Origin of the sequence: Kitasatospora brasiliensis (assembly GCF_032654805.1) — a bacterium.
GTDB classification, from domain to species: domain Bacteria; phylum Actinomycetota; class Actinomycetes; order Streptomycetales; family Streptomycetaceae; genus Kitasatospora; species Kitasatospora brasiliensis.
In genome coordinates this window covers 66,897-91,435 of record NZ_JAUOOW010000010.1, presented here as the reverse complement: position 1 = coordinate 91,435, position 24,539 = coordinate 66,897, and the positions used below count along the sequence as shown (strand labels likewise).

At 73.6% G+C, this 24,539-nt stretch carries 23 protein-coding genes; 7 read left to right on the top strand and 16 right to left on the bottom strand.

The annotated features are described in order from the left end of the window. Positions 1-81 precede the first annotated feature (81 nt). Positions 82-522, top strand: coding sequence for an RNA polymerase sigma factor (locus QWJ13_RS31985; protein ID WP_316528962.1), 441 nt, complete (start codon positions 82-84; stop codon positions 520-522). Positions 523-537: 15 nt separating this feature from the next. Here QWJ13_RS31985 and QWJ13_RS31980 read toward each other — a convergent pair whose 3' ends face one another. Beyond that, positions 538-1,122, bottom strand: a complete 585-nt coding sequence (locus QWJ13_RS31980) for a DinB family protein (protein WP_316528960.1) — start codon at positions 1,120-1,122, stop codon at positions 538-540. Positions 1,123-1,308: 186 nt separating this feature from the next. Between QWJ13_RS31980 and QWJ13_RS31975 the strand changes: the two genes are divergently transcribed. Beyond that, on the top strand, positions 1,309-1,458 hold the full coding sequence (locus QWJ13_RS31975; protein WP_316528959.1) for a hypothetical protein: 150 nt from the start codon (positions 1,309-1,311) through the stop codon (positions 1,456-1,458). On the opposite strand, the gene mycP is transcribed toward QWJ13_RS31975, so the two are convergent. The 6 genes from mycP to QWJ13_RS31945 form a co-directional block, all read right to left on the bottom strand. Beyond that, positions 1,452-2,741, bottom strand: coding sequence for a type VII secretion-associated serine protease mycosin (mycP, locus tag QWJ13_RS31970; protein WP_316528958.1), 1,290 nt, complete (start codon positions 2,739-2,741; stop codon positions 1,452-1,454). The genes QWJ13_RS31975 and mycP overlap by 7 nt on opposite strands. 88 nt (positions 2,742-2,829) lie before the next feature. Continuing rightward, complete coding sequence (locus tag QWJ13_RS31965) at positions 2,830-4,257, bottom strand: WXG100 family type VII secretion target (RefSeq protein ID WP_316528957.1); 1,428 nt, start codon at positions 4,255-4,257, stop codon at positions 2,830-2,832. 37 nt (positions 4,258-4,294) lie between these two features. Beyond that, the gene (locus QWJ13_RS31960; protein ID WP_316528955.1) at positions 4,295-4,753 is read right to left on the bottom strand and encodes a DUF2563 family protein; all 459 of its coding nucleotides are present in this window, start codon (positions 4,751-4,753) and stop codon (positions 4,295-4,297) included. 98 nt (positions 4,754-4,851) lie between these two features. Further along, complete coding sequence (locus QWJ13_RS31955; RefSeq protein ID WP_316528953.1) at positions 4,852-5,565, bottom strand: endonuclease V; 714 nt, start codon at positions 5,563-5,565, stop codon at positions 4,852-4,854. Between the two features lie 187 nt (positions 5,566-5,752). Beyond that, complete coding sequence (locus QWJ13_RS31950; protein ID WP_316528952.1) at positions 5,753-6,439, bottom strand: RDD family protein; 687 nt, start codon at positions 6,437-6,439, stop codon at positions 5,753-5,755. A gap of 116 nt (positions 6,440-6,555) precedes the next feature. After that, a complete protein-coding gene (locus tag QWJ13_RS31945; protein ID WP_316528951.1) occupies positions 6,556-8,181 on the bottom strand; it encodes an RDD family protein in 1,626 nt (541 codons plus the stop codon). A 416-nt stretch (positions 8,182-8,597) separates the two neighbouring features. Here QWJ13_RS31945 and QWJ13_RS31940 point away from each other — a divergent pair, with 416 nt between their 5' ends. Beyond that, on the top strand, positions 8,598-9,014 hold the full coding sequence (locus QWJ13_RS31940) for an SsgA family sporulation/cell division regulator (protein ID WP_316528950.1): 417 nt from the start codon (positions 8,598-8,600) through the stop codon (positions 9,012-9,014). Between the two features lie 143 nt (positions 9,015-9,157). Here QWJ13_RS31940 and QWJ13_RS31935 read toward each other — a convergent pair whose 3' ends face one another. From QWJ13_RS31935 to QWJ13_RS31925, 3 genes are all read right to left on the bottom strand, one after another. After that, a complete protein-coding gene (locus QWJ13_RS31935) occupies positions 9,158-10,558 on the bottom strand; it encodes a glycosyltransferase 87 family protein (protein ID WP_316528949.1) in 1,401 nt (466 codons plus the stop codon). Positions 10,559-10,684: 126 nt separating this feature from the next. Continuing rightward, positions 10,685-12,223 (bottom strand): sensor histidine kinase, encoded by a 1,539-nt coding sequence (locus QWJ13_RS31930; RefSeq protein WP_316528948.1) that lies wholly within the window; start codon positions 12,221-12,223, stop codon positions 10,685-10,687. Continuing rightward, entirely contained in the window at positions 12,220-12,924 is a 705-nt protein-coding gene (locus QWJ13_RS31925; protein ID WP_316528947.1) for a response regulator transcription factor, read from the bottom strand. The genes QWJ13_RS31930 and QWJ13_RS31925 overlap by 4 nt, the downstream gene beginning before the upstream one ends. Before the next feature lie 134 nt (positions 12,925-13,058). Between QWJ13_RS31925 and QWJ13_RS31920 the strand changes: the two genes are divergently transcribed. From QWJ13_RS31920 to QWJ13_RS31910, 3 genes are all read left to right on the top strand, one after another. Next, complete coding sequence (locus QWJ13_RS31920) at positions 13,059-13,691, top strand: hypothetical protein (RefSeq protein WP_316528946.1); 633 nt, start codon at positions 13,059-13,061, stop codon at positions 13,689-13,691. A 137-nt stretch (positions 13,692-13,828) separates the two neighbouring features. Further along, on the top strand, positions 13,829-14,386 hold the full coding sequence (locus QWJ13_RS31915) for an Lrp/AsnC family transcriptional regulator (RefSeq protein WP_316528945.1): 558 nt from the start codon (positions 13,829-13,831) through the stop codon (positions 14,384-14,386). A gap of 149 nt (positions 14,387-14,535) precedes the next feature. After that, positions 14,536-15,306 carry an IclR family transcriptional regulator gene (locus QWJ13_RS31910; RefSeq protein ID WP_316528944.1) on the top strand — a complete coding sequence of 257 codons (771 nt, stop codon included), beginning with the start codon at positions 14,536-14,538 and terminating at the stop codon, positions 15,304-15,306. A 69-nt stretch (positions 15,307-15,375) separates the two neighbouring features. On the opposite strand, the gene QWJ13_RS31905 is transcribed toward QWJ13_RS31910, so the two are convergent. The 3 genes from QWJ13_RS31905 to QWJ13_RS31895 all read right to left on the bottom strand — a co-directional run bounded on the left by QWJ13_RS31905 (position 15,376) and on the right by QWJ13_RS31895 (position 19,030). Next, entirely contained in the window at positions 15,376-16,182 is an 807-nt protein-coding gene (locus QWJ13_RS31905) for a S16 family serine protease (RefSeq protein ID WP_316528943.1), read from the bottom strand. A 38-nt stretch (positions 16,183-16,220) separates the two neighbouring features. After that, positions 16,221-16,871: an IclR family transcriptional regulator gene (locus QWJ13_RS31900; RefSeq protein WP_188300086.1), complete on the bottom strand. Its 651-nt coding sequence runs from the start codon at positions 16,869-16,871 to the stop codon at positions 16,221-16,223. 344 nt (positions 16,872-17,215) lie between these two features. Beyond that, positions 17,216-19,030 (bottom strand): DEAD/DEAH box helicase, encoded by a 1,815-nt coding sequence (locus QWJ13_RS31895; protein WP_316529261.1) that lies wholly within the window; start codon positions 19,028-19,030, stop codon positions 17,216-17,218. Positions 19,031-19,358: 328 nt separating this feature from the next. On the opposite strand from QWJ13_RS31895, the gene QWJ13_RS31890 reads away from it, so the two are divergent. Continuing rightward, the gene (locus QWJ13_RS31890; RefSeq protein WP_316528942.1) at positions 19,359-19,781 is read left to right on the top strand and encodes an SsgA family sporulation/cell division regulator; all 423 of its coding nucleotides are present in this window, start codon (positions 19,359-19,361) and stop codon (positions 19,779-19,781) included. Positions 19,782-19,866: 85 nt separating this feature from the next. Here the strand turns inward: QWJ13_RS31890 and QWJ13_RS31885 are convergent, their stop codons facing one another. From QWJ13_RS31885 to QWJ13_RS31875, 3 genes are read right to left on the bottom strand one after another with little or no spacing between them, the layout of a single operon-like run. Further along, the gene (locus QWJ13_RS31885) at positions 19,867-22,458 is read right to left on the bottom strand and encodes a bifunctional lysylphosphatidylglycerol flippase/synthetase MprF (RefSeq protein ID WP_316528941.1); all 2,592 of its coding nucleotides are present in this window, start codon (positions 22,456-22,458) and stop codon (positions 19,867-19,869) included. After that, positions 22,425-23,750, bottom strand: a complete 1,326-nt coding sequence (locus QWJ13_RS31880; protein WP_316528940.1) for an alpha/beta hydrolase — start codon at positions 23,748-23,750, stop codon at positions 22,425-22,427. Before QWJ13_RS31880 ends, QWJ13_RS31885 begins: the two co-directional genes overlap by 34 nt. Beyond that, a complete protein-coding gene (locus QWJ13_RS31875) occupies positions 23,747-24,391 on the bottom strand; it encodes a class F sortase (RefSeq protein ID WP_316528939.1) in 645 nt (214 codons plus the stop codon). The genes QWJ13_RS31880 and QWJ13_RS31875 overlap by 4 nt, the downstream gene beginning before the upstream one ends. Positions 24,392-24,539 lie beyond the last annotated feature (148 nt).

Genomic DNA, 24,539 nt, shown 5'->3' with positions numbered 1-24,539 from the left:
CCCAGCGCACCGAGGGCCTACCGTAGAGTGAGCACAGATGATCGACCGCCAGAAACCCATCTCCCTTTCCGAGAAGCCGAGATGACCAACCGTCACGAGACCTCCGCCGAGCCGCCCCCGGGGCCCGGCGAGCCGGCGGACGTCCCACTGGAGTTCACCGCGTTCTGCGAACTCCACCGCCCCCGGTACCTCAGCTACGCGCGCGTGTGGCTGACCGAGCACAGCGCAGCGGCCACCGCCGTCCAACAGGCCTTCGCGGAAATCGCGGTGTGCTGGCGGGAGTTGATGGGCAGCTCCAATCCCACCGCGCACGCCTGGGAGATCCTGCGCGGCACCGTCGCCGAGCACACCCGCCGGGTGATCACCGACCCGGAGCGCCGCCCGGCCGACGACGACCTGGCGATCCTGCACTACGTCGTCGGCCTCGCCGCCCCGGAGATCGCCGACGTCATCGGCACCGACGCCGCCAGCGTCGCGGGGCGGCTGCGCCGCACCATGCTGCGCGAGGCCTCCGGTTGGTGAGCCTCCGGAGCCGCCTCAGACCACCCGCTCGCCCGTCACGTCGTACAGATGGTGCACCGGGTCGTGGATCAGGTACCGGGAGAACGACTCGACCGTGAACCGCGCCCCGTCACCACGGTTCCCGGTCCGCCCCCACTGCTCGCCGGCCACCCCCTCGAAGGCCGCGGCGAGCACCTCCGCAGCCTCCGCCAGCTCCCCGGCCACCACCCGGGGGTCCTGCTCCCCATAGCGCTCGGCGACGGCCGTCTCGTCCTGATCCCAGTTGGGGAACAGCGGGCCGTCCTGCTCCAGCATCAGGCCCAGCCGGACGTGGAACAGCCGGAAGACGTCCCGCACATGGCACGCGTACTCCAGATCCGACCAGACCCCCGCGGCAGGCCGCCGACGCAGCCGGTCCGCGACCGTGTCCGCGTCCCCGTCCCCGTCCCCGTCCCCGGCCAGCACCGCCAGCCAGCCCCGCGCATTGGCCCGCACCATCCCGGCGACGTCCTCCCGGACCACCCGCGGAGTGTCCAACCCGCAGTCGGGGCAGGGGCGTTCCAGCACCCAGGTCCAGTCCTTGGTGTCCGGGACGATCTGTGAGTTCTCAGCAGTGCTCATGGCCCCCAGCATCTCCGCCCCCGGGAACCCCCCGCCAGAGGCAATGCCGCCAGCGGGCGCCGAAATGCTGCCACCCACCCCGGCGCACCCACCGGCGCGCTCCCCCACCGCACGCCCCACAACCAGCGCGCGCTCCAGCTCGAAACACCCGGCCGCACCGGAAGCCGACCCTCCATGCCGGGCACCATGACCACCGACCTCGCCGCCCTCTCACCCCCGCGCCGCCCACACCCCCGCACAACCGGCTTCACCCTCGAAGGCCGCGCCCACCAGGCCCACCACCGGGACAACCGCCACTGGGACGTCCTACGCCACGGATGGCTCGCCACTCACTGATACGGCGGCCCGTACGGCGGCTGCCCATACCCCCCGGCCGCCACCCCCCGCCGCCTCCGCCGCGCCCGCGAGACCAGCACCACGACGAGCACCACGACACCGACCACCAGGCCCGCGCCGACTCCCAGCCGGACCCAGATCCCGGTCGTGCCGCTGCCCCCACTGTCTCCATCCGGGACCATGGGCTCCACGGTGGGCTCGTCCGTCTCCTCGCCCACCGGAGGAGGCGTCCCCTTCGCTTCCATCCGCCCGACCAGGGGATTCTCCCGAGGCCCGTTGTCCACGGCGGGATTGGCTTCCAGCGCCTTGGCCGGCGAAACGAGCCCGTACCCGTAGTGCTCGTTGGGGACAGCCGCCCCGTTGGCCGGCGGAGTGGCCGATTTGATCATTCGATTGATCACCTGCCCGGCCGACAGGTTCGGGTACTTGGCGCGAATCAGCGCGGCAGTGGCGGACACATAGGCGGTAGCATCCGAGGTCCCGCTTCCGCTTGCGTAGGCAGTCGGGGACTTCGCCGCAGCGTGGTTGATACTCACTCCAGGCGCGACAAGCGTGGTTTCGGGGCCCGACGTGGACCGATCCCACACCTCGCCCTTCGAATCCGCTGCTCCTACCGCCACCACCCCTGGGAAGGCGGCCGGGTACTCGGCCCCCAGGCTCGACCCGCTGTTGCCTGTGCCGGCCACCAGGACGACGTCCTTTGACACCGCGTAGTTGACAGCCTTCCGCAGCTGGGAGTCGAAGCGGTAGGACCCGGAGAGGGAGATGTTGACGACCTTCGCACCGTGGTCCACGGCGAAACGGATTGCCTCCGCGAATCCGTTCCGACTCACATCCGAACCGTCCGGAGAAGCGGGGTCCGGCGAAGGACTGGACTTGTCGGCGTCCGTTCTCACCTTTATCGGCAAGATCTTCGCCATCGGGGCCAGCCCTACTACTCCTGCCTGATCGCCGTGCCCGTGCCCGGCGATCAGGCTCGCCATCCCGGTGCCATGGCCATCGGTGTCCACCCGGCCGTCCGTATGGCCATCAGAGAAATCGGCCCCGGGAAGCACCTGCCCCGTCAGGTCCTGATGGTCCTGGTTGACACCGGTGTCGATCACGCCGACGACCACCCCGTCGCCCCGGCTGACCGGCCAGACCTTCGCCTCCGCCTCCAAGGACTTCAACGCCCACTGCTGGTCCCTGGTCTGGTCGGCCGATGCCACAGGAACGGCCAGGCCCAGCGTCAGTACTCCGGCGGCCAGAGCCGCCGCATGCCTTGCCAACCGGCGGCTCGTCAAACCTGGTCACCCCACTCAGCGAGGCATCCCGCAGGTCACCGACCTGCGGGATGCGATCAGATCACCCGTCCGTCTCACGGGACCGGCTTCATTCCACCACGTTCGGATTCGCGGGCTTGGCCAACGCCCAGGTTTCCTCGTCCTCGACGAGATAGTCCGGCCGCTTGCCGTCCTTCCCCCGCTCCTTCTTACGTCCTTGTGCTCCACTCAGCGGGACACCCGAAGACATGCCGTTCGCCCCCGCAACACCCGGTTCACCCCTGAGCCGGTTTCGTGCTCCCAGTCCGGATCCGCCTTCCGTGAACGCCTGTCCACCCCGCGCCCCACCCGGCTTCGCCGTCTCTCCGGCAGCCCCGCCCGGTCGTGCCGGAGATCCCCCGGCATGGTGGCCACCAGGTCCGCGGCCACCGGCACCGATGCCCGGGTAGGCCTCGGCGGCACCGCCGACAGCCCGGCCCCCACGCGGTCCGGAGCCCTCTGCCGCCGTCACACCACCCGAAATCTCCTTGCCGCCGAGGGGCACCTTGCCCTGCCCCGCGATCGGCCCGACCGGAGAAACGGTCGTCGGGCCCGTAGAACGAGGGGCTTCCGGCCCGGTGCCACCCCCGAACGGCCCGGTGGTGGAGCCTCCGGGCTGTACGGGGTCCAGTCCGGAGGGCTGGGTTCCGGCGAGTATCGGACTCGGTACGCTCCCGCTCGAAGGCGGCAGCGGCCTGCCGGAGATCCCTTCCCCCGAGCCGGGGCCAGGGGACACGGACGACTTCGGTGGAGCTTGCGCGGTACCGCCCTTGATCCCCGGATCGGTCGGAGCGGACGCGCTCTTCGCTACGGACCTGGGTGTCATGGGCAGTTGGGAGGACTTCGAACGCTGAGGAGACGGAGTGGCCGTCACCCGCGCCGGTGCTCCTGCGGCTCCCATCGAGGTACCCGACACCATGGCCGCTGCCGCTGCCGCCGCCCCGGTCGGGTCGTCCTTCGACCCGGTATCGGGGGTCTCGATTCTCGCCGGATTCTTCGGGTCGTACGGCGGTGGGGGTTTGAGGGCCGGGGTGGCGACGCGGTAGTGCATGGCGAGGGTTTGCATGATGGCGGCCGCTTCGGCCTTCTTGCGGTCGGCGACGGGGATGTGTTCGTCGTCGTCGCCGAAGAGGGCGTCGCCGACGGTGTCGGTGACCTTGTCCCAGTTGCCGGGTTCCTCGGGCATCTCGCGCTTGGCCTTGGCCATGGCTTCGGAGGTGTTGTGGAGGATGTTGGCCGCGTCGTTGGCGTAGGCGGCGGCGTTGTTGATGCTGGCGGCGAGGGCGAGCATACGGGTGTGGAAGGCGTCGCTGGTGGTGCCTTGCCAGGAGGTGGCGGTTTCGGTGCTGGCGTTGGTGAGGGTCTGGCGGATCTGCTTGAGGGTGTCGGCGGCCTTGCGCCAGGGGTCGCCGGCGGCCATCACCGCGCCGGGGTCGAGGGCCTGCGCCATCGTGCGGAGCTGGGCGTGGCTGTACTTGGTGAAGTCGGTGTAGACCACGGGCGGTCGGCCTCCGTTCGGTTCCGGCGGGCGGCGGTCAGAGGACGGCGTTGCCGTGGTTGGAGGGGGTGAGGTTCTGCCGGGCGGCGGCTTGGCTGGTGGCGGAGGGGTCCGCGACGGACCAGCCGTCGTCGCCGAGCTTGAGCTTCGAGGCGGTGTGCTGGTCCTGCTCCTCGTAGTTGGTGGCGGTGAGGTCGGCCTTCAGTTGGGCGTCGTTCACGGCTTCCTGGAGCTGGTTGAGGACGTCGCGCAGGGCGTCGCGCATGGTGCCGTAGCGGCCGTGGATCTCGGTGGCCTCGGCGAAGGTGCCGAAGGCGCTCTTGCCGATGCCGCTGCGGCCGTGCGCGTCGGTGCCGTCGGCGTGCTTCTGGAAGTCGGCGAGCAGCACCCGTACCTGGCCGGCGAAGGTGCGGAGTTGTTCGACCTCGATGCGGTAGCCCTGCCCGGCTCCACCGGTGGAGCCGGTCCCCGCCGGTCCCGTGTTCCCTGCTCCCATTGTCGGCGCCTCCCCCGTGCGTCCGTCCCTGGCGGCCGGGGCCGGGCCCCGGTGCGTCATGTCTAACACACCGGGCCCGAATCCCGCCCGGGGCATGGTCAGTTCGCGGTCGTCCCGGTGGCCTGGGCGTCGGCGAGGGCGCGGCGGCAGAGGGAGTCGGCGTGCCGGGTGGTCTCGGGGAGGCGGTAGTGGCGGGCGAGGTCGAGGGTGGTGCGGACGGCGGTGTCGAGGCCGGTCCGGTGGCCGACGGAGACGAAGACGGGTTTGACGCCGGCCCTGGTCCGGACCGCGCGGCCGACTTCTTCGCCGGTGGCGGGGTCGGTGAGCGGGGTCCAGGAGCCGCGCGGGGCGTCGGGTTGGCGGTGGTCGAAGGTGAAGGGGGTTTTGGCGACGCCGAGGGTGCGCAGTCCGGTGAGGACGCCGAGGTGGCTGGCGAGGCCGAGGCGGCGGGGGTGGGCGAGGCCGTAGCCGTCGCAGACGACGGTGTCGGGGGTGCGGGTGAGGGCGGCCAACGCGTCGAGGACGGCGGGGAGTTCGCGGAAGGCGAGCAGTCCGGGGACGTACGGGAAGGGGATCCGGCCGACGGCGGTGGCCTGTTCGACCACGTCCAGGGTGTCCCGGTCGAGCAGGACGGCCGCGGCGGCGACGAGGTCGCGCTCGTCGTCGTACGCGACGTCCACGCCGGCGATCAGTCGGCAGGGTGTCGGGTCGCCGGGCGCCGGGTCGTCGTGGGGCTGGACGAGCGGGCGCAGCCGCTGCTGTTCGGCGAGCGCCTCGGCCTCGGTGGTGGGCCAGTCGGCGGGGATGGGCATGGTGGTGTTCCCCCGGGTGGTTGCTGGTGCGTGGTGCCGTCAGGTTCCGGTTCACCGTACCGATTCCGGTTCACCGTACCGACGGGGGCTGACGACCCCGGGGTGGGCCCGGGCGCCCCCTGTGCCCCCGCCTCCGGGGTCTGGCCCGGGCGTGCTCGGCACCCGGTCGGGTGCCGAGGGCCGCCGTTCAGACCTCCGTGGTGACCACCACGGTCTTCGCGGCCTTGTCGTGCAGGCACTGCCGGTAGGGCCGGTCGAAGACGCCGAAGAACCCGTCGACGAGCCACCAGAGCGCGGCGCAGCAGAGCACGGCGGGGAGGATGAAGACGGCGGCGCGGGTCCAGGCGGCGGACTGGGTGGGCTTGTTCCCGTCGAGGAGCATGGCGACGCGGATCTTCATCGCCTTCTTGCCGAGGGTCTGGCCGTCGCGGCTGAGCATCAGGGCCTCGTAGACGAGGTAGATGAGGCAGCCGAGCCAGAACGCCTCGGTGGAGCCGCCCCGCGTGCTGAGGTCGTTGAACGGCCCCACGATGATCACACCGACGATCTGCACCAGGACGTAGTCGATCAGCCGGGCGAGGATCCGCTTGGGCCAGGTGCCGATCGGCGGCATGCCGGGGACGGGGCCGGCGCCGGGGGTGCCGTACGCGCCGGGGCCGTAGCCGGTGCCGTGGCCGGGCGGGGGCTGGTCGTACGGGGGTTGGCCGGAGGGGTACCGGCCGTACGGGTCCTGGCCGGGGGTCGGGCCGCCGGACGGGGTCTCGCCGTAGCTGCCCTGGTAGGCGCCGGGGCCTTGGGACGCTCCGTCGGGCTTGTCGAAGGAGGGCCTGTCGCCCTCCTCCGGCGGGGGGCCTGAGGGGTCGTGGGTGCTCATGTCCCCGAGTAGAACATCGCACATTCTCGATGTTCGGGACATTTTGTCCGTTTTGCTCGGAGCGCCCCGGGCCGCCCCGGGCCGCTCCGGGCCGCCCCGGGCCGCCCCGCGGGAGCTCAGCCCCGGACCACCCGGGTCCGGGCCGCACGGTCCTGCCAGCCCCGCCGCGCCGCACGGTCGAACACCGGCCAGACCAGTCCGAGCAGCAGCACCGCGCCCAGCTGCCGGACGCCCCACCGGAGCAGCGAGCGGCCGAGGCTCAGCCTGGTCCGGGCGGCCGGAGCGGCGGCGTCCACCACCCGGATCCGGGCCAGCCGCTTGCCGAAGGTCTGTCCGGTACGGGCGATCGGCAGCACCTCGTAGAGCAGGCTGACGAACAGCAGGATGCCGATCAGCACGGCGATCTTGCCCAGCACCACGTCGTCCACCAGCCAGACCTGGATCTGCCGCCGGGTGAGGGCGCTGGTCATCCGGGCCTGGTCGACCTTCTGCTGGAGGTGGTCGGTCACCGAGCGGCCGAGCGGGATTCCGGCGGCCACCGCGACCACCAGGACCACGGTGGTGTCCACCGCCCGCGCCGCCAGTCGACGGCCCAGTCCGGCCGGCCCGACGGCTCGGGCCTCCCGGGCGGCCCGGGCGGCCGCGCGGGCGGGGACGGCGGCGGACGGCCGGGGGTGGACGGCGGTCTCCCGGACCGTCCGTACGGCGGGCAGCGGGGCGGCGGGTACGGCGACGGCCGCGGCGGTGGGCCGGAGGGCGGCCGGCACCGGGGCCGGGGCGGGGGCCGGGAACCGACCCGGGGCCATCTCCCCGCCGACCACCGGCAGCGGGCCGGAAGCCAGCACGGCCGGCACCGGCACCTCGCGCACGGGGGCCTCCCGCCCGGGCGCCTCCCGCACCTGGGTGTCCCGCGCCGCCATCGCCACGGCGGGCGCACCGGCCACGGCGGGCGCACCGGTGGCGGCCGGCTCCATGGCAACGGAAGCGTGCTCGGGCCGCGCACGCTCCTCCTCCGCATCGGGCGCCTCCGGAAGCACCCCCCAGGAGACCCACCGCGGCGCGTCGCCCGTCTCCAGCAGGCCCCGCTGCGCCCGCGGATCGGCCTGCCATCCGGACTCCGCGGGCGCGGGGGCCGGCCCCCGGGCCGGAGCCGGAACCGGGGGCTCGACCGGATCGGGCACCGGCGCCGGCTCGCCCGCGGCCCCGAGGCCCTCGGCACCCGCGAAGCCCGGCAGCGAGCCCGGAGCGTCCACCGTCCGGAACACCGGCCCGCCGATCACCTCCGCCACCCGCGGCCCGAGCACGAAGGAGGCCCCTCCCGTGGTCTGGTCGAAGTACACCGGCCCGGTGTCCCCGCCGCCCGCCGGTCTCCCGACCTCCGGCGCCGTCGGCACGAAGTCCGCCACCGGCACGGAGTCCATCACGGGCACCGCGTCCATCACGGGCCCGGAGGCCACCGCCGGCCCGGCATCCACCACCGGCCCGGAAGCCACCCCCGGCCCGGCATCCACCACCGGCGGCGGCGCCGCCCGCACCGCGGGCCCGTCCGGGGCGGGCCGCCGGGTCGCGTACCGGGGCGGCTCCAGCACCTCGCCCATGGCGGGCGAGGGCCGGCTGGTGCCGGGCACCCAGGCCGAGCCGCCCCAGTACCGGACGAAGCCGGGGATGGAGGGGTCGGGGTAGTAGCCCGGCTCGGGCGCGACGGCCGGGTCGCCGCCGGCGGCGAAGGGGCGGTCCGTCATGGGGGTCTTCTCTCCTGGCAGGTCCTGACGAGGACGGCGCGGGCCGGTCGGGCCCGACCACCGCGACGCGTCCACCCAGCGCGCACGACCCGGCACGCGCCCGGCACTCGGCGCGCGTGGGGGCACCACCGATGGGCGGACAGTCGCCGGACAGTCACAAAGGGTAGTACCTCGCCGGGGTCGTGACGGAAAGTTCGCCATTCCCCGGACAGCCGGGGGTTGCTCACGGTAGGGAACCCGGCGCGCGGCACATGCTCGCGCGCCGTGCCGTCCGCCGTTCACCACGGCTCGCCGCCGCTCACCAAATTTCCCGAAGAAATCCCGGAAACGTGTGTAAGAGCCGGTGCGGACCGCCCTCTCAAAGGTCACAGGGGCCCGGAACCGGGCACCACCCGATGCCAGAGAGGAAGACGATCATGGAGCGTCCCGTCAGCGTCGTCGAGCACGAGCTGGAGCTGAGCCTGGTGCTCTCGCCGGAGCACAGCATCCCCGTCCCGGCCCGACTGTCCTATGGCAGCCACGACCCGTACGCGGTGTACATCACCTTCCACCTGGACACCGGCTCCCCGGTGACCTGGGTATTCGCCCGGGAGCTGCTGGTCGAGGGCACCTTCCGCCCGTGCGGCCAGGGCGACGTGCGGATCTGGCCGACCCGCTCGGGCCGGCGCAGCGTGCTCTGCCTGGCGCTGAGCTCGCCCGCCGGGGACGCGCTGCTGGAGGCCCCGCTGCCGGCCGTCGCGGCCTGGCTTGAGCGGGCGCACCGGCTGGTCCCGCCGGGCAGCGAGCTGGGCGTGCTGGACATGGACGGCTCGCTCGCCGAGCTGCTCGCCTAGGCGTGCGCGGCGAACCGAACGCGGTGCGCGGCGAACCGAACGCGGTGCGCGGCGAACCGAACGCGGTGCGCGGCGAAACGAGCGCGGTGCGCGGCAGCGTGAGCGCCACCAGCAGGAGCGACAGGAGCGGCGCCCCCGCCGGCTCAGCGGGCCGCGGGGGCCTGCTGACGACCGCGGGCGGCGTCCGGGCCGCCGGAGTCGCGCTGTCCGGGCAGCCGGACCAGCGGCGCGCCGGCCGAACGCCGTCGGGCCCTTATCCGGATCGCTGCGGCGAGCAGGAAGCAGAGTCCGACCCACGGGTAGACGGAGGTGGGCAGCTGCCGCCACGGCGCCAGGTCGAGGACGGCCAGGCCGACCGGCTTCGCGGCCCACATCGCGAAGGAGACGAAGGCGACCAGCGTGGCCCAGAAGGCGGCCCGCCAGCGCGGCCGGCGCACGTCGGCCGGGCGGGCGCGCTCGACCGAGGCCTCGGCGGCGAGCAGGACGAGCATCGGCACGCACCAGACCCAGTGGTGGGTCCAGCTGATCGGCGAGATCAGCACGGCGGTGACGGCGGCGCAGCAGACGCCCCAGGCCTCGGCCCGGGGCAGCCAGCGGCCGCTGCGCACGGCCCAGGCGGAGACGGCGAGGCCGGCCAGCGCGACCAGTGCGGCCCCGAGGGTGGCCACGGTGCCGGGTTCGGCGGTGTGCAGCAGCCGGGCGAAGGCGCCGCGCAGTGACTGGTTGTCGACGATCCAGGTCTTGCCGACCCGGGAGGAGTCGTAGAGGTACTCGGTCCAGAAGCCCCGGGTGGCGTCGGGCAGCACCAGCGCGCCGAGCAGGAAGGTGCCGAGGAAGGTGAAGCCGGCCACGAAGGCGGCCCGGATCCGGCCGGTGATCAGCAGGTAGACCGCGAACAGGCCGGGGGTGAGCTTGATGCCGGCGGCGATGCCGATCGCCACGCCCTTGCTGCGCTTGGCGTCCGGGCGGGTGAGGTCCCAGAGGATCAGGCAGGCCAGCGCGAGGTTGATCTGGCCGTAGCGGAGCGTGGTGAAGACCGGTTCCAGCCAGACGCCGAGGCCGGTCACCAGGATCACGCCGATCGGCCGCAGCTCGCGGCGCGGCCAGCCGACCAGCTTGAAGGACAGGTGGGTCAGCAGGCCGAGCAGCCCGATGTTGCCGAGAGTGATCGCCACCCGGAGGAAGGGGACCGGGAACCAGGTGGTCGGGACGAACAGCATCGCCGCGAACGGGGGGTAGGTCGCGGGCAGGTTCCACTCGGTGACGCGCAGCGCGTACAGGTCGGTGCCGTCGGCCACGGCGGCGCCCTCGGCCCGGTAGACGATCATGTCCACCATCGAGGTGTGGACGAAGTGCCGGACCACGCCGTAGACCAGCAGGGACAGCAGCGCCACGGCGGAGGCGGCCAGCAGCGGACGCCGCGGGGCCTCACGCAGCGCTTGGACGGGAGCGCCGAGCGCTCGGCGCAGCCGGTCCGGCAGGGGCGGCGGCGAGGGGTCGGGCGCGGTCCGCGCCGGGCTTCGCTCGTCTTGCACCGCTGTCACTGTCCACTCCGTCCACCGCTCGGCCAACCAGCGACGATACCGGATTCCACCTGGCAACCCCGGAGCCGATCGGCTACCCAACGTGACGAACGCGGCCTCACCACGGCTTCCGCCCCGGCGCCGCCGTCACTTCTGGAACAGCGCGCCCCGCGTCCGCCGCCGCCCGCTGCGCGCGGGCTCCGCCGGCTCCGGCCGGGTGCGCAGCCGCAGCCGGGTCTCGGCGCCGCCGAGCACCGCCGAGCGGCCGAGCACGACGTCTCCGCCGGTGGACTCGGCGAGCTTGCGGACGATGTCCAGGCCGAGGCCGGTGGAGCCCTCCCCGCCGTGCCCCTCGCCGCGCTTGAGGGCGGCGGCCGGGTCGCTGTACCCCGGTCCGGCGTCGCCGACCAGCACGATCACCGAGCCGTCGGTGGCCAGGACGTCCACCGAGAAGGCGGTGCCGACGGCGGTGTGCCGGAAGACGTTGCCGAGCAGCGCGTCGACGGCGGCGGCGAGGTCCCCGCGCTGGACGGGCACCGGCGCCGACCGCTCGGCTCCGGTCAGCTGCCAGCGGCGCCCCTCGTCCTCGGCCAGCGCCGACCAGAAGGCGGCCCGCTCCCGGATCACCTCGGCGGCGTCGCAGCCGACCGCGACGGCGGGCGCGTCCTCGGGGGCGCGGCGGGCCGAGCGGATGATCTGGTCGACCTCGCGTTCCAGCTGGGCGACCGCGTGCCGGGTGGCGACGGCCGCGTCGCCCTCGCCGAGCGAGGCGGCGTTGAGCCGCAGCACGGTCAGCGGGGTGCGCAGCCGGTGCGACAGGTCGGCGGCCAGTTCCCGTTCGGCGGCGAGGAGTTGGACGACCCGGTCGGCCATGGTGTTGAACGCCTGGCCGGCCTCGCGCAGTTCCTCGGGGCTGCCTTCGACCGGCTTGCCCTCCACCGGGACCCGTACCGAGAGGTTCCCGGCGCCGAGTTCGCGGGCGGCGGCGGCGAGCTTCTGCGCGGAGGCGACGATGCGGCTGCCCATCCGGTCGGCGACCAGCACCGAGATGGCGACCAGGCCGAGCGCGACGGCGGAGAGCACTTGCCAGGCGGTGGCGACGCCCCGGGTGAGGTCGCTCTCGGCCACGAACACCTCGACCACGGCGGTCCGTCCGGTGTCCACCGCGACCGGCTGGAGCAGGGCGTACCCGCCGGCCACCTTCACGGTGAAGGAGCGGCCCTGCCCGCCGGCCGTGGCCACGTCGGGGGCGGGGGCGCGCCCCTCCCCCAGCGTCGGGCCGCCCGGCTCCCCGGTCCCGGTGGCGGAGGTCCCGGGGCTGCCCGTCCCGGTGGCGGAGGTCCCGCCGGAGGCCGCGGTCCCGGGGCTGCCCGTCCCGACACCGTCGCTCCCCGGGGCCGCGCCCCCGGCGGGCTGCCCGACCGCCGGCAGGTGGACCGCCATCCGCCGCTGCGCGCCGGCGTCCGTACTGGCCAGCGCCCGGTTGATCGCGTCCTGGTCGGTGGTGATCGCCAACGCCGGCCCGAGCGCCGCCGCCTGCCGTTCGGCGGCGGTGAAGGCCCGGTCCCGGGCGGTCTGTTGGACCATCATCCCGAGCGGGATGAGGAAGGCCAGCGCGACCATGGTGGTCCCGGCGACGGCGGCCTTGATCAGGGCCCAGCGCAGGGAGCGCCCGAACCTCCTCATGTCCGGTGCTCCGCCAGACCTGAGGCGACCTCAAGCCGGACCCCGACGCCCCGGACGGTGTGCAGGTAGCGCGGATTCGACGCGGTCTCACCGAGCTTGCGGCGCAGCCAGGAGAGGTGGACGTCGATGGTCTGGTCGCCGCCGTAGGTCTGCTGCCAGACCTCGGCGAGGATCTCCTTGCGCGGCACCACCACGCCGGGCCGGGCGGCCAGGAAGGCCAGCAGGTCGAACTCACGGCGGGTCAGGTCGAGCTGCCGGCCGTCCAGTGCGGCCTCCCGCCGCTGGAGGTCGATGGCCAGCCCGCCGACCCGCAGCACCTGGGCGACGGGCGCCGCGCCGCCGCCGAACCGGCGCAGCACGGCGGTCATCCGGGCGCTGAGGTGCTCCCCGGAGAAAGGTTTCACCAGGTAGTCGTCGGCACCGTCGTTGAGCAGCCGGATGATCTCGGCCTCGTCGTCCCGGGCGGTGGAGACGATCACCGGCACATTGGTCAGGCCCCGGATCATCTTGAGCGCCTCGCTGCCGTCCAGATCGGGCAGGCCCAGGTCGAGGATCACCAGGTCGCAGCCGACCTGGGCAACCTCCCGCAGCGCCTCCAGGGCCGTGCCCACACTGCGGACCGCGTGACCGGTGTCGGTCAGGTGGCGGATGAGCGCGGAGCGTACGAAGGGGTCGTCCTCGACCACGAGCACTGTTGCCATGGGCCTGCACGGTACGCCATCGCCGGGCAGTGGTCTGTACCTCGGGGGTGGGTCCGGACATTGTGCAACTGCCCTGCCGAATACCGGGGGTGCCGGTCTCCTTCCGTTTGGAAATACGGCAAGATGTGCGGACGATGCGGAACGGACTGGTACAGCTCGGCGCCTGGGCGGCGGCCACGGGGGCGGCGGTGGCGCTGTCCTGGCTCGGTGTGCACGCGGTGCTGACCGGCGACGCGTTCGAGCAGCCCACGGCACTGCCACTGCCCTCCGCGAAGGTCGACAGCAAGGCCGACAGCAAGGCCGATAACCCGCCGCACCCGGCGCCACCCAGCCCCGAACAGCCGCGCTCCGCAACGGAGTCGACGACCCGTCCGGCGGCGCCCGCCCCGAACACCACCACCACGACCACGACCGCCACCACCGCGGCCCCCACCTCCCCCGCCACCGCGGCCGCGACCACCGCCGCCACCGCCCCGCACGGCCCGGCCCCCGCCACCACCGTCCCACCGCAGGCCCTCCGGCCCGCGCCCACCGCCGCCGCGACGTCCACGGTGCGCAGCTACCCCGTGCCGGGCGGCAAGGTCGCGCTGGACCTCAAGGACAGCGGGGCCACCCTGGTCTCCGCCACCCCGGACCCGGGCTGGCAGATGCAGGTGTGGACCAACGAGGGGTGGCTGCGGGTCGACTTCACCCGGGGCACCGAGGCCAACTCGGTCATCGCCTCCTGGAACGGCCACCCGCCGACCGTGGAGACGGTGGTCCGCTGACGATCCGCCGGAGCCCCGACGGAGGCCTCGGCGCGGCACATACCCGGGCCGGTATCAAGTCCTGGTCAAACTGCGCCCCGGAACGGGAGAATCGGCCGCAGCGCTGTACAGAATGCCCATCACAGGACGGTCCCGCGATGCCCCCCGGCCACTCCCCCAGCTCCCCCGAGTCGCCCAACTCCCCCGCCCCGCAGGCCGCTTCCGCCACCCCGGCGGGGGGCGGCAACGACACCATCGACACCCTGGACGGCCGGCTGATCCGGCTGCTCGCCGAGGAGCCCCGGATCGGGGTGCTGGAGTGCTCGCGCCGGCTCCAGGTCGCCCGGGGCACCGTGCAGGCCCGGCTGGACCGACTCCAGGCCAAGGGCGTGATCGGCGGCTTCGGCCCGGAGGTCGACCCGGCCGCGATCGGCTACCCGGTGACGGCCTTCGCCACCCTGGAGATCTCCCAGGGCCAGGGCTCGGACGTACGGGCGCACCTGGCCCGGGTGCCGGAGGTGCTGGAGCTGCACACCATCACCGGGATCGGGGACATGCTGGTGCGGATAGTGGCCCGGTCCAACGCCGATCTGCAACGGGTGATCGACCGGGTGCTGGGCTTCGACGGGATCGTCCGATCGTCCACCGCGATCGTGCTGGAGAACCCGGTGCCGTACCGGATCCTGCCTCTGGTGGACCAGGCCGCCGCCGAGTAGGAGGGTCCGCGACGCGCCACGCGCCGATTTGGCATATCCATGCGACGCCATCGGCCGCAAGATTTATGCATGAACGTTCTACAATTCCCCGAGCCGCTCCCCGGGCCGCCGATACCCCCGGTGACAGCACCCCTCCCCGGGTCCCGAACATGACCGGTACCGTCGCGGCCGACAGCACCGCCCCCACCCTCATCGCCTCCGCCCAGCGCGCCCTGCGCCTGCTGGAGGCGGCCGCCCACTACCCCAAGGGCGCCACCGCCAAGCAGCTCGCCAGGGACACCGACCTCGCCCTGGGCACCGCCTACCACCTGCTGCGCACCCTGGTGCACGACCACTACCTGGAGCGCCACAACGGCCTCTACGTCACCGGGCCCGCCGTCGCCGGGCTGACCAGGTACGACGTCCCGACGGCGGGCCGGGCCCGGCTCAAGGCGCTGCTGGGCATGCTCGCCGACGAGCTCTCCGCCGCCGTCTACTTCACCTGGTACCGGCACGGCGAGATGGAAATGGTCGAGGCCGTCGAGGCCCCCGGGGCTCCGCTGGTCGACCGGGACCGCTACCGGGCCGCCGCGCACGCCACCTCGTCGGGCAAGACCCTGCTGGCCCTGATGACCGCCGAGGAGCGCCGGGACCATCTGGCCCGCTACCCGATGGTGCCGTTCACCCCGTACACCCTGCGGGACCCGTCACACCTGCCGCTGCTGCCGCGCCAGGGCCCGCGGCGAGCCGTCCCGATCACCCAGTTCCAGGAGTACCAGCTCGGCACCGCGGGCGCGTCGGTGCCGATCGTCGCGGGCAACGGCATCGGGGCGATCTCGGTCTCGCTGCCGATGGCCCAGGCGCACCGGCTGACCGGGATCGCCGCCCAGCTGCGGACCCGGCTGGGCGACGACTTCGCCGCCGTGGTCTTCGGGATCTGACCCACCGGGGGCCATCCGGCCCCCGGGGTCCGACCCCGCAGAGCGCCCCACCTCAACGGGCGCCCGGCCTCAGCAGGAAGGGACCTGGCCGCCGGCGCGCAGCGCCTCCAGGGCCGCGACCGACTCGGCGAGGGTGCCGACCGGCACCAGCCGCAGCGACTTCGGCGTGTTCACCTTGGCGTCCGCGCACTCGTCCTTGGGCAGCAGGAACACCGTCGCGCCGTCCCGGGCGGCCGCCTGGGTCTTCAGCGGGACGCCGCCGACCGGGCCGACGGTGCCGTCCTTGTCGATGGTGCCGGTGCCGGCGACGGTGAGCCCGCCGGTGAGGTCGCCGCCCTTGCCGTCGCCGGCGAGCTTGTCGACGATGCCCAGCGCCAGCATCTGGCCGGCGCTCGGCCCGCCGACCTCGCCCAGGTCGACCTTGACCTTGACCTGGTCCGGCGACAGGTGGAGGAAGTTCAGCGCGGCCGCCGTCGCGGCGTCCTGGGACTCGGCCATCTGCTGGGCGGTCGCCTCGTCGGCCTTCACCGGATTGGTCTCCGGGTAGACCGTCTCGGTCGGACGCACCGCCTCCTTCGAGTCGAACCACGCCCGCAGCGACCGCCAGAAGGTGTTCTTCTGCCCCGCGTTGGTCGCCGTGATGGTGACCATCCGCAGCTCGCCCTCGGTGGTGCGCACCGGCGCCCCGGTGATGGTGAGCACCGGCCTGTCCTGGTACGAGCCCAGGGTGTCCGCGGTCAGGCCCGGCCAGGTGATGGTGTACGGCAGCGGGACGAAGGCGGCCACGCCGAACAGCGCGGCGACCAGCGCGCCGCAGAGCGTCAGCGCGCGGGACCGCGGGGAGGTCAGGGCCTTGGGCAGCTTGGTGTCGGACACAAGGGGAATCCAAACACACCCGACGCCGGGTGCGGGCGCTACCTCAGGGCGTCGGCCACCTCGGTCGCCGCCTCCACCACCCGGGGGCCGACCCGCTCGGGCACCATCCCGTTCAGCATCACCACGCCGACGCTGCCCTCGATGCCGCTCAGCCCGAGCAGCGCGGCGGCCGCCCCGCTCGCCCCGGACTGCTCCTCCGCCCGGGTGATGACGAAGCCCTGTTCGGGCCGGCGCTGGCTGGGGAAGGTGCGCGCCTCCAGGATCGCCCGGCCGGCCGCGCTCTCGGTGAGCGGGTGGCGCAGCCCGGTCCGGTAGGCGACGTGGAAGTCGGTCCAGCTCGGCTCGACCACGGCGACGGCCAGTGCCTCGTTGCCGTCCACCAGGGTCAGGTGGGCGGTGGCGCCGAGGTCCTCGGCGAGGCTGCGCAGGGCCGGCAGCGCGGCCTCGCGCAGCAGCGGGTGCACCCGGTGCGCCAGACGCAGCACCCCGAGGCCCACCCGGGCGCGCCCGCCGATGTCCCGGCGGACCAGCCCGTGCTGCTCCAGGGTGGCCAGCAACCGGTAGACCACCGTCCGGTTGACGGCCAGCCGGGCGGCCAGCTCGGTGACGGTGAGCCCCCGCTCGGAGTCGGCGAGGAGCTTGAGGACCCGGACGCCGCGGTCCAGGGTCTGGGAGGTCTCGGCAGTCACGACGGGCAATCCTTTCCGCGGCGCTCGCGGGCGGGCGGCGCCGTTCCAAGGTCGGTGTCGCGCGCAGGTGGGGGTGGCCGCGCTACGGGCCGCGCGGTGCCGTCCTTGCCTCCGCGCGATCCTGCGGCGCCGTCCCGCACGGGGGTTGCCCGGCGGAAGAGCGTGGGGGAAAGGTAGTGAAGGAAATGACGCGACGGAAGTGGTTGTCCAAAATTCGGGCGCGATCACCGTCGCCGCCGCCCCGAATCCTGGACAAACCCCCGCGAACCGCCGGGTGCGTCAGGGCGCGGGCGCGCCCCCGGTCCGGAGTCCGGACGCCCCGGGGCGAGCCCGCCGGCGGCGCGCTACTTCGCCCACTCCCGGATCTTCCCGATCCGCGCCTTCAGCTGGTTCGCGGTGGCCTGGGCGGTGAGCGGCCCGCCGCACTGGCGGCGCAGCTCGTTGTGGATGGTGCCGTGCGGCTGGTTGGTGCGGTGGTGCCAGGCGGCCACCAGCGCGTTCAGCTCCTTGCGCAGCTCCCGCAGCTCCTGGTGGGTGACGACCGGCCGCTGCTCGGCCGGCAGCTCCAGCAGGTCCGCCTCCTCGGCGGGCTTGGTCTTGCTGCGCTGGATCTGCCGGTGCTGGCGCTTCTGGAGCAGCATCTGCACCTGGTCCGGCTCCAGCAGGCCCGGGATGCCGAGGTAGTCGTCCTCCTCCTCGCTCCCCGGGTGGGCCTGCATGCCGAACTCCATGGCGTTGTACAGCACCCGGTCGAAGACCGCGTCGGAGCCCAGCGCCTCGTACGAGAACTCCTCGCCGCCCGCGCCGTCCGGCCCGTCGTTGGCCCGCTCGGCCTCGGCGAGCAGCCGGTCCTCCTCGTCGAAGAGGCCGTCGCCCTCCTTCTTGGGCCGGTCGAGCACGTGGTCGCGCTGGAGCTCCATCTCGTTGGCGAAGCCCAGCAGCAGCGGGATGGTCGGCAGGAACACCGAGGCGGTCTCGCCGCGCTTGCGGGCGCGCACGAAGCGGCCGACGGCCTGGGCGAAGAACAGCGGGGTGGAGATCGAGGTCGCGTACACCCCGACGCAGAGCCGGGGCACGTCGACGCCCTCGGACACCATGCGGACGGCGACCATCCAGCGCGAGGTCCCCTCCGCGTAGTCGGAGATCCGCTTGGAGGCCTCGGTCTCGTCCGAGAGCACCAGGGTGACCTTCTCGCCGCTGATCTCGCGCAGCATCTTGGCGTAGGCGCGGGCCACGTTCTGGTCGGTGGCGATGACCAGCCCGCCGGCGTCCGGGATCGCCTTGCGGACCTCGGTGAGGCGCCGGTCGGCGGCCTGGAGCACGGCCGGGATCCACTCGCCCTGCGGGGACAGCGCGGTGCGCCAGGCCTGGGCGATCAGGTCCTTGGTCATCGGCTCGCCGAGCCGGGCCTCCAGCTCGTCGCCGGACTTGGTGCGCCAGCGCATGTTGCCGCTGTAGCTGAGGAAGATCACCGGACGGACGACGTGGTCGGCGAGCGCGTGCCCGTAGCCGTAGGTGTAGTCGGCCACCGACTTGCGGATGCCGTCGCCGCCCGCCTCGTACGCCACGAACGGGATCGGGTTGGTGTCCGAGCGGAACGGCGTACCGGTCAGCGCCAGTCGGCGGGTGGCCGGCTCGAAGGCCTCGAAGCAGGCCTCGCCCCAGGACTTGGAGTCACCGGCGTGGTGGATCTCGTCCATGATCACGAGGGTCTTGCGGGCCTCGGTCCGGTTGCGGTGCAGCATCGGGTTGACCCCGACGCCCGCGTAGGTGACCACGATGCCGTGGTACTCCCGGGACAGCGGGCCGGAGGAGTACGCCGGGTCCAGCTTGATGCCGATCCGCGCGGCGGCCTCGGCCCACTGCTTCTTCAGGTGCTCGGTCGGCGCGACCACGGTCACCTGCTGCACCAGGTGGTTGTGCAGCAGGTACGAGGCCAGGGTGAGCGCGAAGGTGGTCTTGCCCGCGCCCGGGGTGGCGACCGCGAGGAAGTCACGCGGCTGAGTCTCGATGTACTTGTCCAGCGCACCCTGCTGCCAGGCCCGCAGCTTGCCCGCGGTGCCCCAGGGGGCTCGGCCGGGGAAGGCCGGGGAGAGGTGGTGCGAACCAGCGGGCGCGGCGTGGCCGACGGCCCGGACGGGCGCCTGCGGCTCCGACATGTCGGAGAACAGCGGCATCGAGGAGGCGGCGGCAGTACTCACGGTCTCCGAGGGGGATCATCGCAGGTCAGAGGCGGTTTAGCGGCCTCGCCCAGCGGTCGGGCGGCAATCGGGCAACCCGCCCAGAGTACCGGGTCCGGCGCCGTTCGGGCCGCCCGACGAGGCTCCGCCCGGGGCCCGCACGGCCGGAAATCGCTGTGACCCGGGTCACAGGAAATTCCCCGTGGAACCGGGTAATCACCACCGGTCCCAGGACTCTCACCAGGGTGAGGCCGCACCAACCCCACCTGTCACAGCGCGGCCCCGCACCGAACCGAAGGGACCTGCCATGCGCACCGTCGAAGAGACCGTTCAGGCCCGCCTGATCCTCTCCACCCACCGCTCCATCCGGCTGCGGGTGGTCATGTCCTACCTCGCGGACGACCCGCTGGCCGTCCGGATGGCCTTCCCGGCCGAGTTCTCGCTGGACGAGACCGAGGGGCGCGGCGCCGAGGACATCGTCTGGATCTTCGCGCGGCAGCTGCTCTCGTGCGGCCTGGAGGTGCCCTCCGGCGTCGGCGACGTCCACGTCCGGCCCGCGGCCGGCCGGCGCACCATGATCGAGCTGCGTGCCCCGGAGGGCACCGCGCTGCTCCAGTTCGACACCGCCGACCTGCGCGGCTTCCTGTGGCGCAGCCGGCTGCTCGTCCCCGAGGGCGAGGAGCACCTGCACCTGGACGCCGACCGCGCGCTCGCCGAGCTGCTCGGCTGACGCCCGGCGCCGCGGCGCACGGCCACCCGGGTCCGGGGCCCGGGGGACCGACGCCCGCCGTTCAGCCGTTCAGCCGTTCAGCCGTTCAGCCGGAGAGCCTGCGCATCAGCCGCACGCCCTGCGCCGCCGTCAGGTGCGGCAGGTACGCCTTGCCGATCGCCCTGGTGATGCCGGGCAGCGCGGCCGGGTCGGGGTACGCCATGTACATCGGCCGGTACTGCGGCTGGAACTTCGCCTTGAACGCCAGCAGCGAGCGGAAGCCGTACACCGGCTCCAGCGCCCTGCCCATCCAGTCCAGCATCCGCTGCAGGCCGGTGGGCTCCTCGTCCTGCCCGGTGCGGGCCAGCGGCGCGCCCGACAGGGACAGGAAGCGCGCGCCCTCCTCCTTGAAGCCGAGCGCGGCCGAGGCGATCAGGAACTCGCTGACACCGCGGAAGCCGTCCGAGCGACGGCGCATGAAGTCCAGCGTCCAGCCGACCGGCACGCCGTCCTCGTACACCGGCATCCAGCTGGTCAGCCCGTGCACCACCCGCTGCTCGTCCACCGCGATCAGCACCCGCACGTCCGGGTCGTCCAGCTCGTCCAGCCCGCCGAGCGTGAAGCCCATCTCCGGCAGGCCCTTCTCGGAGACCCACTCCTCGGAGATCGCCCGGATCTGCTCGCGCAGCGCCAGCGGCGCCTCGTGGTACGCCCACCACTCCGCGGAGATGCCCTGCTTGCCGGCCTTGTTGAGGGCGGTGCGGATGTCCTGCCACTTGCGGCCGGTGAAGGCCAGCTCGGGCAGCGGCACCACGGTGTCCTCGGCGACCTGCACCGAGCGCCAGCCCAGCTGTGCGGCGGCCGCCCTGGTCTCGCCGCAGACACTGTAGAAGCACGGCGTCCAGCCGCGCGCGTCGCAGTACCGGGCGAAGCCGGCCACCGCCCTGGCCCGGTCCTCCGGGGCGCCGAACGGGTCGCCGGTGGTCAGCGCGACGGTGCCCACCACCCGGTAGGCGACGGCCGCCCGGCCCCGCTCGTCGAACCAGTAGTGGTTGCCGTCCCAGGTGGCGATGAAGGACAGCGTCCCGCCGCCGTGCTCGGTCAGCAGCGCCCGCGCCCGGCCGGCCGCCGCCGTGTCGGTGTGCAGCACCGGACGGCGGAACACCGACAGCAGCACGGCCAGCGCGGCCACCCAGAACGCCAGCCCGCAGTACGTCTCCAGGAGGCGCGCCACCGGCCCGACCGCGATCGGATAGTCCGGCAGCAGGTCGTTGTACGCGGGCGGCAGGAACTGGGCGGGCAGCCCGGCCACCAGCCCGCGGACGGTCGCCCCCGGCTCGAACTCCCCGGCCACCAGCCGCCCGAGCCCCACGTACGCGGCCGCCGAGGAAAGCGCCGCGCCGCACAGCACCAGGACCAGCCGGCGCACCGAGCGGCCGGACAACCGCAGCCGGAACCGGTTGCGGGTGGCCACCAGCAGGACGGTGGTCAGCAGCGGCAGCAGCAGCGCCTCGACGAAGTACTGCACCACGTCCCGGCTGACCGGCCCGGCGTCCAGGTACAGCCAGCCCAGCAGCGCCGCCCAGAGCAGCTCGGTGGCCACCGTGACCCGCCAGGCGAACCGCAGCCCCCGGCGCAGCCCCTCGGCCAGCACCAGCAGCAGCGCCGGGAACAGCGCGGCCATCATCCGCCCCGGGGTGTCGAAGATCCGGACCACGGCGTGCGCGCGGGCGCAGTCGTGCGCGGACACCGCGCAGAAGTCGGCCACCTCGTCCGGGCTGAGCCGGTGTGAGAAGTACAGCTCGGAGAAGGTGTTGAACGGCCCGCTGGCGTTGTCGTACAGCGAGGCGATCAGCGGCCCGAAGGCGGCGGCGACCAGGCACAGCGCGACCAGCACCCGGGTCTCGGAGTGCGAGGAGCGGTGGGTGCGCAGGTGCGGGCGGCCCCGGCTGACCAGCGCGCCCAGGGCGAGTCCGGCCAGCGCGCCGGCACACCGCTGGACGCTCTGGAGGTGGCCCACGTACAGCGTCATCACCAGCGGGACGAGCAGCACCAGCAGGTGCAGCCGGCGGCGCCAGAGCACGGTGAGCCGGTAGCCGACCACCCCGGCCAGCGCGAAGGCGCCGGTGGTGGGGCCGACCGCGATCTGGTCGGCCACCGAGGCGGTCCACTGCTCCCCCGCCGCGGCGCCGAAGGCGACCAGCGCGGTGCCCAGCAGGGTGCCGACGACCTGTCCGCCGACCAGCACCCCCAGGGTGCGCACCCGCCCGAGCCGGTGCTCGGCGGCCGGGCCGACCAGGAGCAGCAGCAGGCTGGTGAACACGTACGAGCCGCTGCCCGAGCACCAGAACAGCGAGGTGACCGGCGCCCACCAGTGGCCCTCGGCCAGCGTGGGCAGGCCGAGCCCGGCCCGGTCCAGCAGCCGCTCGGACGGGCCGTGGGCCAGGCTGCCGGTGGCCGCGCCGAGCAGCCAGAGCCCGGCCAGCAGAGCGAGCGTCAGCGGCGCCGAGCGCAGCCGGGAGCCGAGCGCCCGGGCGGCCCGCCGGACCCGCTGCGGGCGCGGCTCCGGCGTCCGGGTGACCGGGGCGCGGTCGGTCGTGCCCTCCGTGTCCGGCCCGGCCCCGCGCTGCTCGCCGACGGAGGCCAGCGCGGCCGCCGCCCCGCTCACCGGGCGAGCCCGGTCTGCTGGGCGAGCCACGGGATCTGCTGGGCGATGCCGGGCCGGAAGACGACCCAGCCGTGGCCGCCCGGCATCAGTTCGAACTTGGACTTCATCCCGGCCGCCTGCACGGCCTGGTAGACCTTCTCCATCTGCGGTCTGAACTCCTCGTCGGTCTCGCCGACGACCAACGCGACGTTGGTGTCCGGGAACTTCCTGCGGGCCATCACCTGAAGCGGATCGACCGCGTCGAACTTCTTGTCGTCACCACCGAACGCGGCCTTGACGGTCTGTTCCCGGCTGCCCAGGGTCGGCTCCTCCTGCCCGGACATGTCGAGCACGGTGCCGTACACGTCGGGCGCGTTGACGCCGAGCTGGAGCGCGCAGGTGCCGCCCATCGAGGCGCCGCCGATCCCCCAGGAGGCCCGGCCGGTCGCGGTCTGGAGGTTCTGGTGGATCCAGTCGGGGACGTCCACCGCCAGGTAGGTCTGGGTCTTGGCGATCTTCGAGTCGAGGCAGAGCGTGTTCGCCCAGGTGGAGCCGAGCTGATCGGGCATCACCACGATCGGCGCGAGGCCGTCGTGGTCCGCGGCGTAGGCGTCCAGCGCCTCGTTGATCTGCGCGGAGAGCACCCAGTCCCCCGGGATGCCGGGCTGACCGCTGATCATCACGACCACCGGGAGCAGCGGCCTCGGGGTCGCCTGGTAGGCGGGCGGGAGGTAGACGTACGCGTCGCGGGCCCGGAAGCCCGACCTGGTGCCGGGGATCGGCACCACCGAGACGGTGCCCTTCTCGGGCAGGTTCGCCGGGGGCTTCCAGACCTCCTCCAGCACCTTGCCGGGCGGGACGGCCACGGTCTGGCCGACCTTGGCGGCGACCAGCCCGTCGGTCCTGGTCAGCCACGGCGCCAGCATCACCCGCCCGTTCGGGAACTGGCCGAAGCCGATATTCACCTCGGAGGCGGCCATCAGCAGCACCAGGCCGCTCAGGCCGAGCGCCAGCCCCCGCCGGCGCCAGGCGAGCCGGCGCATCCGGTAGCCGGCCAGGCAGAACCCGAGCAGGGCGACGGCTATCCACCGGGTGACGTACGAGGGCGTGCCCTCCGGGAAGGGGTGCCACCAGCCGTCGACCACGACGTCCAGCAGCAGGCTGAGCGCGGCCGCGGTGAGCAGCGCGGCGGGCAGCCGGAAACGCCACCAGCCGCGGCCGCGGCCGACGGAGAGCGCGAACAGCGCCGCCCAGCCGGCCGCCAGCACGGCGTGCGGGATGAGGCCCTCGGTGAGCGGCCAGTCGATCGGGTTCCAGCGGGAGGCAAGGGTCAGCGTGGTCATGCGGCTTTGCCCGGCGGGGTGGTGTCGGCCAGGAACCCGTAGGCGACGACGTTGCCCTCGTAGCCGTGTTCCTCGCTGTACGCGCCGCCACAGGTGATCACCCGCAGCTGCGCGTCGGCGGCCTGACGGTAGACCCGGTCGTCCGGGAAGTCCTTTCGGTCGTGCACTTCGATGGCGTACAGCTGGTAGACGGCGGTGGCGCCGTCCGCCCGGGCGATCTCGATCCGGTCCCCGCGGTGGAGCGCGCCCAGGTGGTAGAAGACCGCGGGGCCGGCCTTGTTGTCGACGTGTCCGGCCAGGATCGCGGTGCCGCGCTGGCCGGGGCTGGCCCCGCCGCGGTACCAGCCCGCCAGGTTCCGGTCCGCCTCGGGCGGGGTCTGGAGCCGGCCGTCCGGGTCCAGTCCGAGCGCGGTGACCGGGGCGTCCAGCCGCACCGCCGGGATGCGGATCCGGGTCGGCGCGGACGGGCCCAGCGGCGGGACGACCGAGACCGGGGTGATCCCGGCCTGGGCCTGGCCGGCGTCCGGGGCGGGCGGCAGCACCGACGAGCCTCCGTCGTGCAGCAGCCAGGCGCCGAGCACCAGCGCGGCCCCCGCCGCCAGGGTGCCCGGCCATGGGCTCCTGCTCTGCTGGACGCCCACGGGCGCTCCCCTCTGCCGGCGGAAATCCCGCTTCCTGGGAGTTTCCTGGGAACAATTCAACCGGATCGGACTGTAAGGCACGTCCATACGACGGTCGGATCGGCACCCCCCGATCGGCAGGGTCGACGGCGTTTCCCCCGCGCCGCGT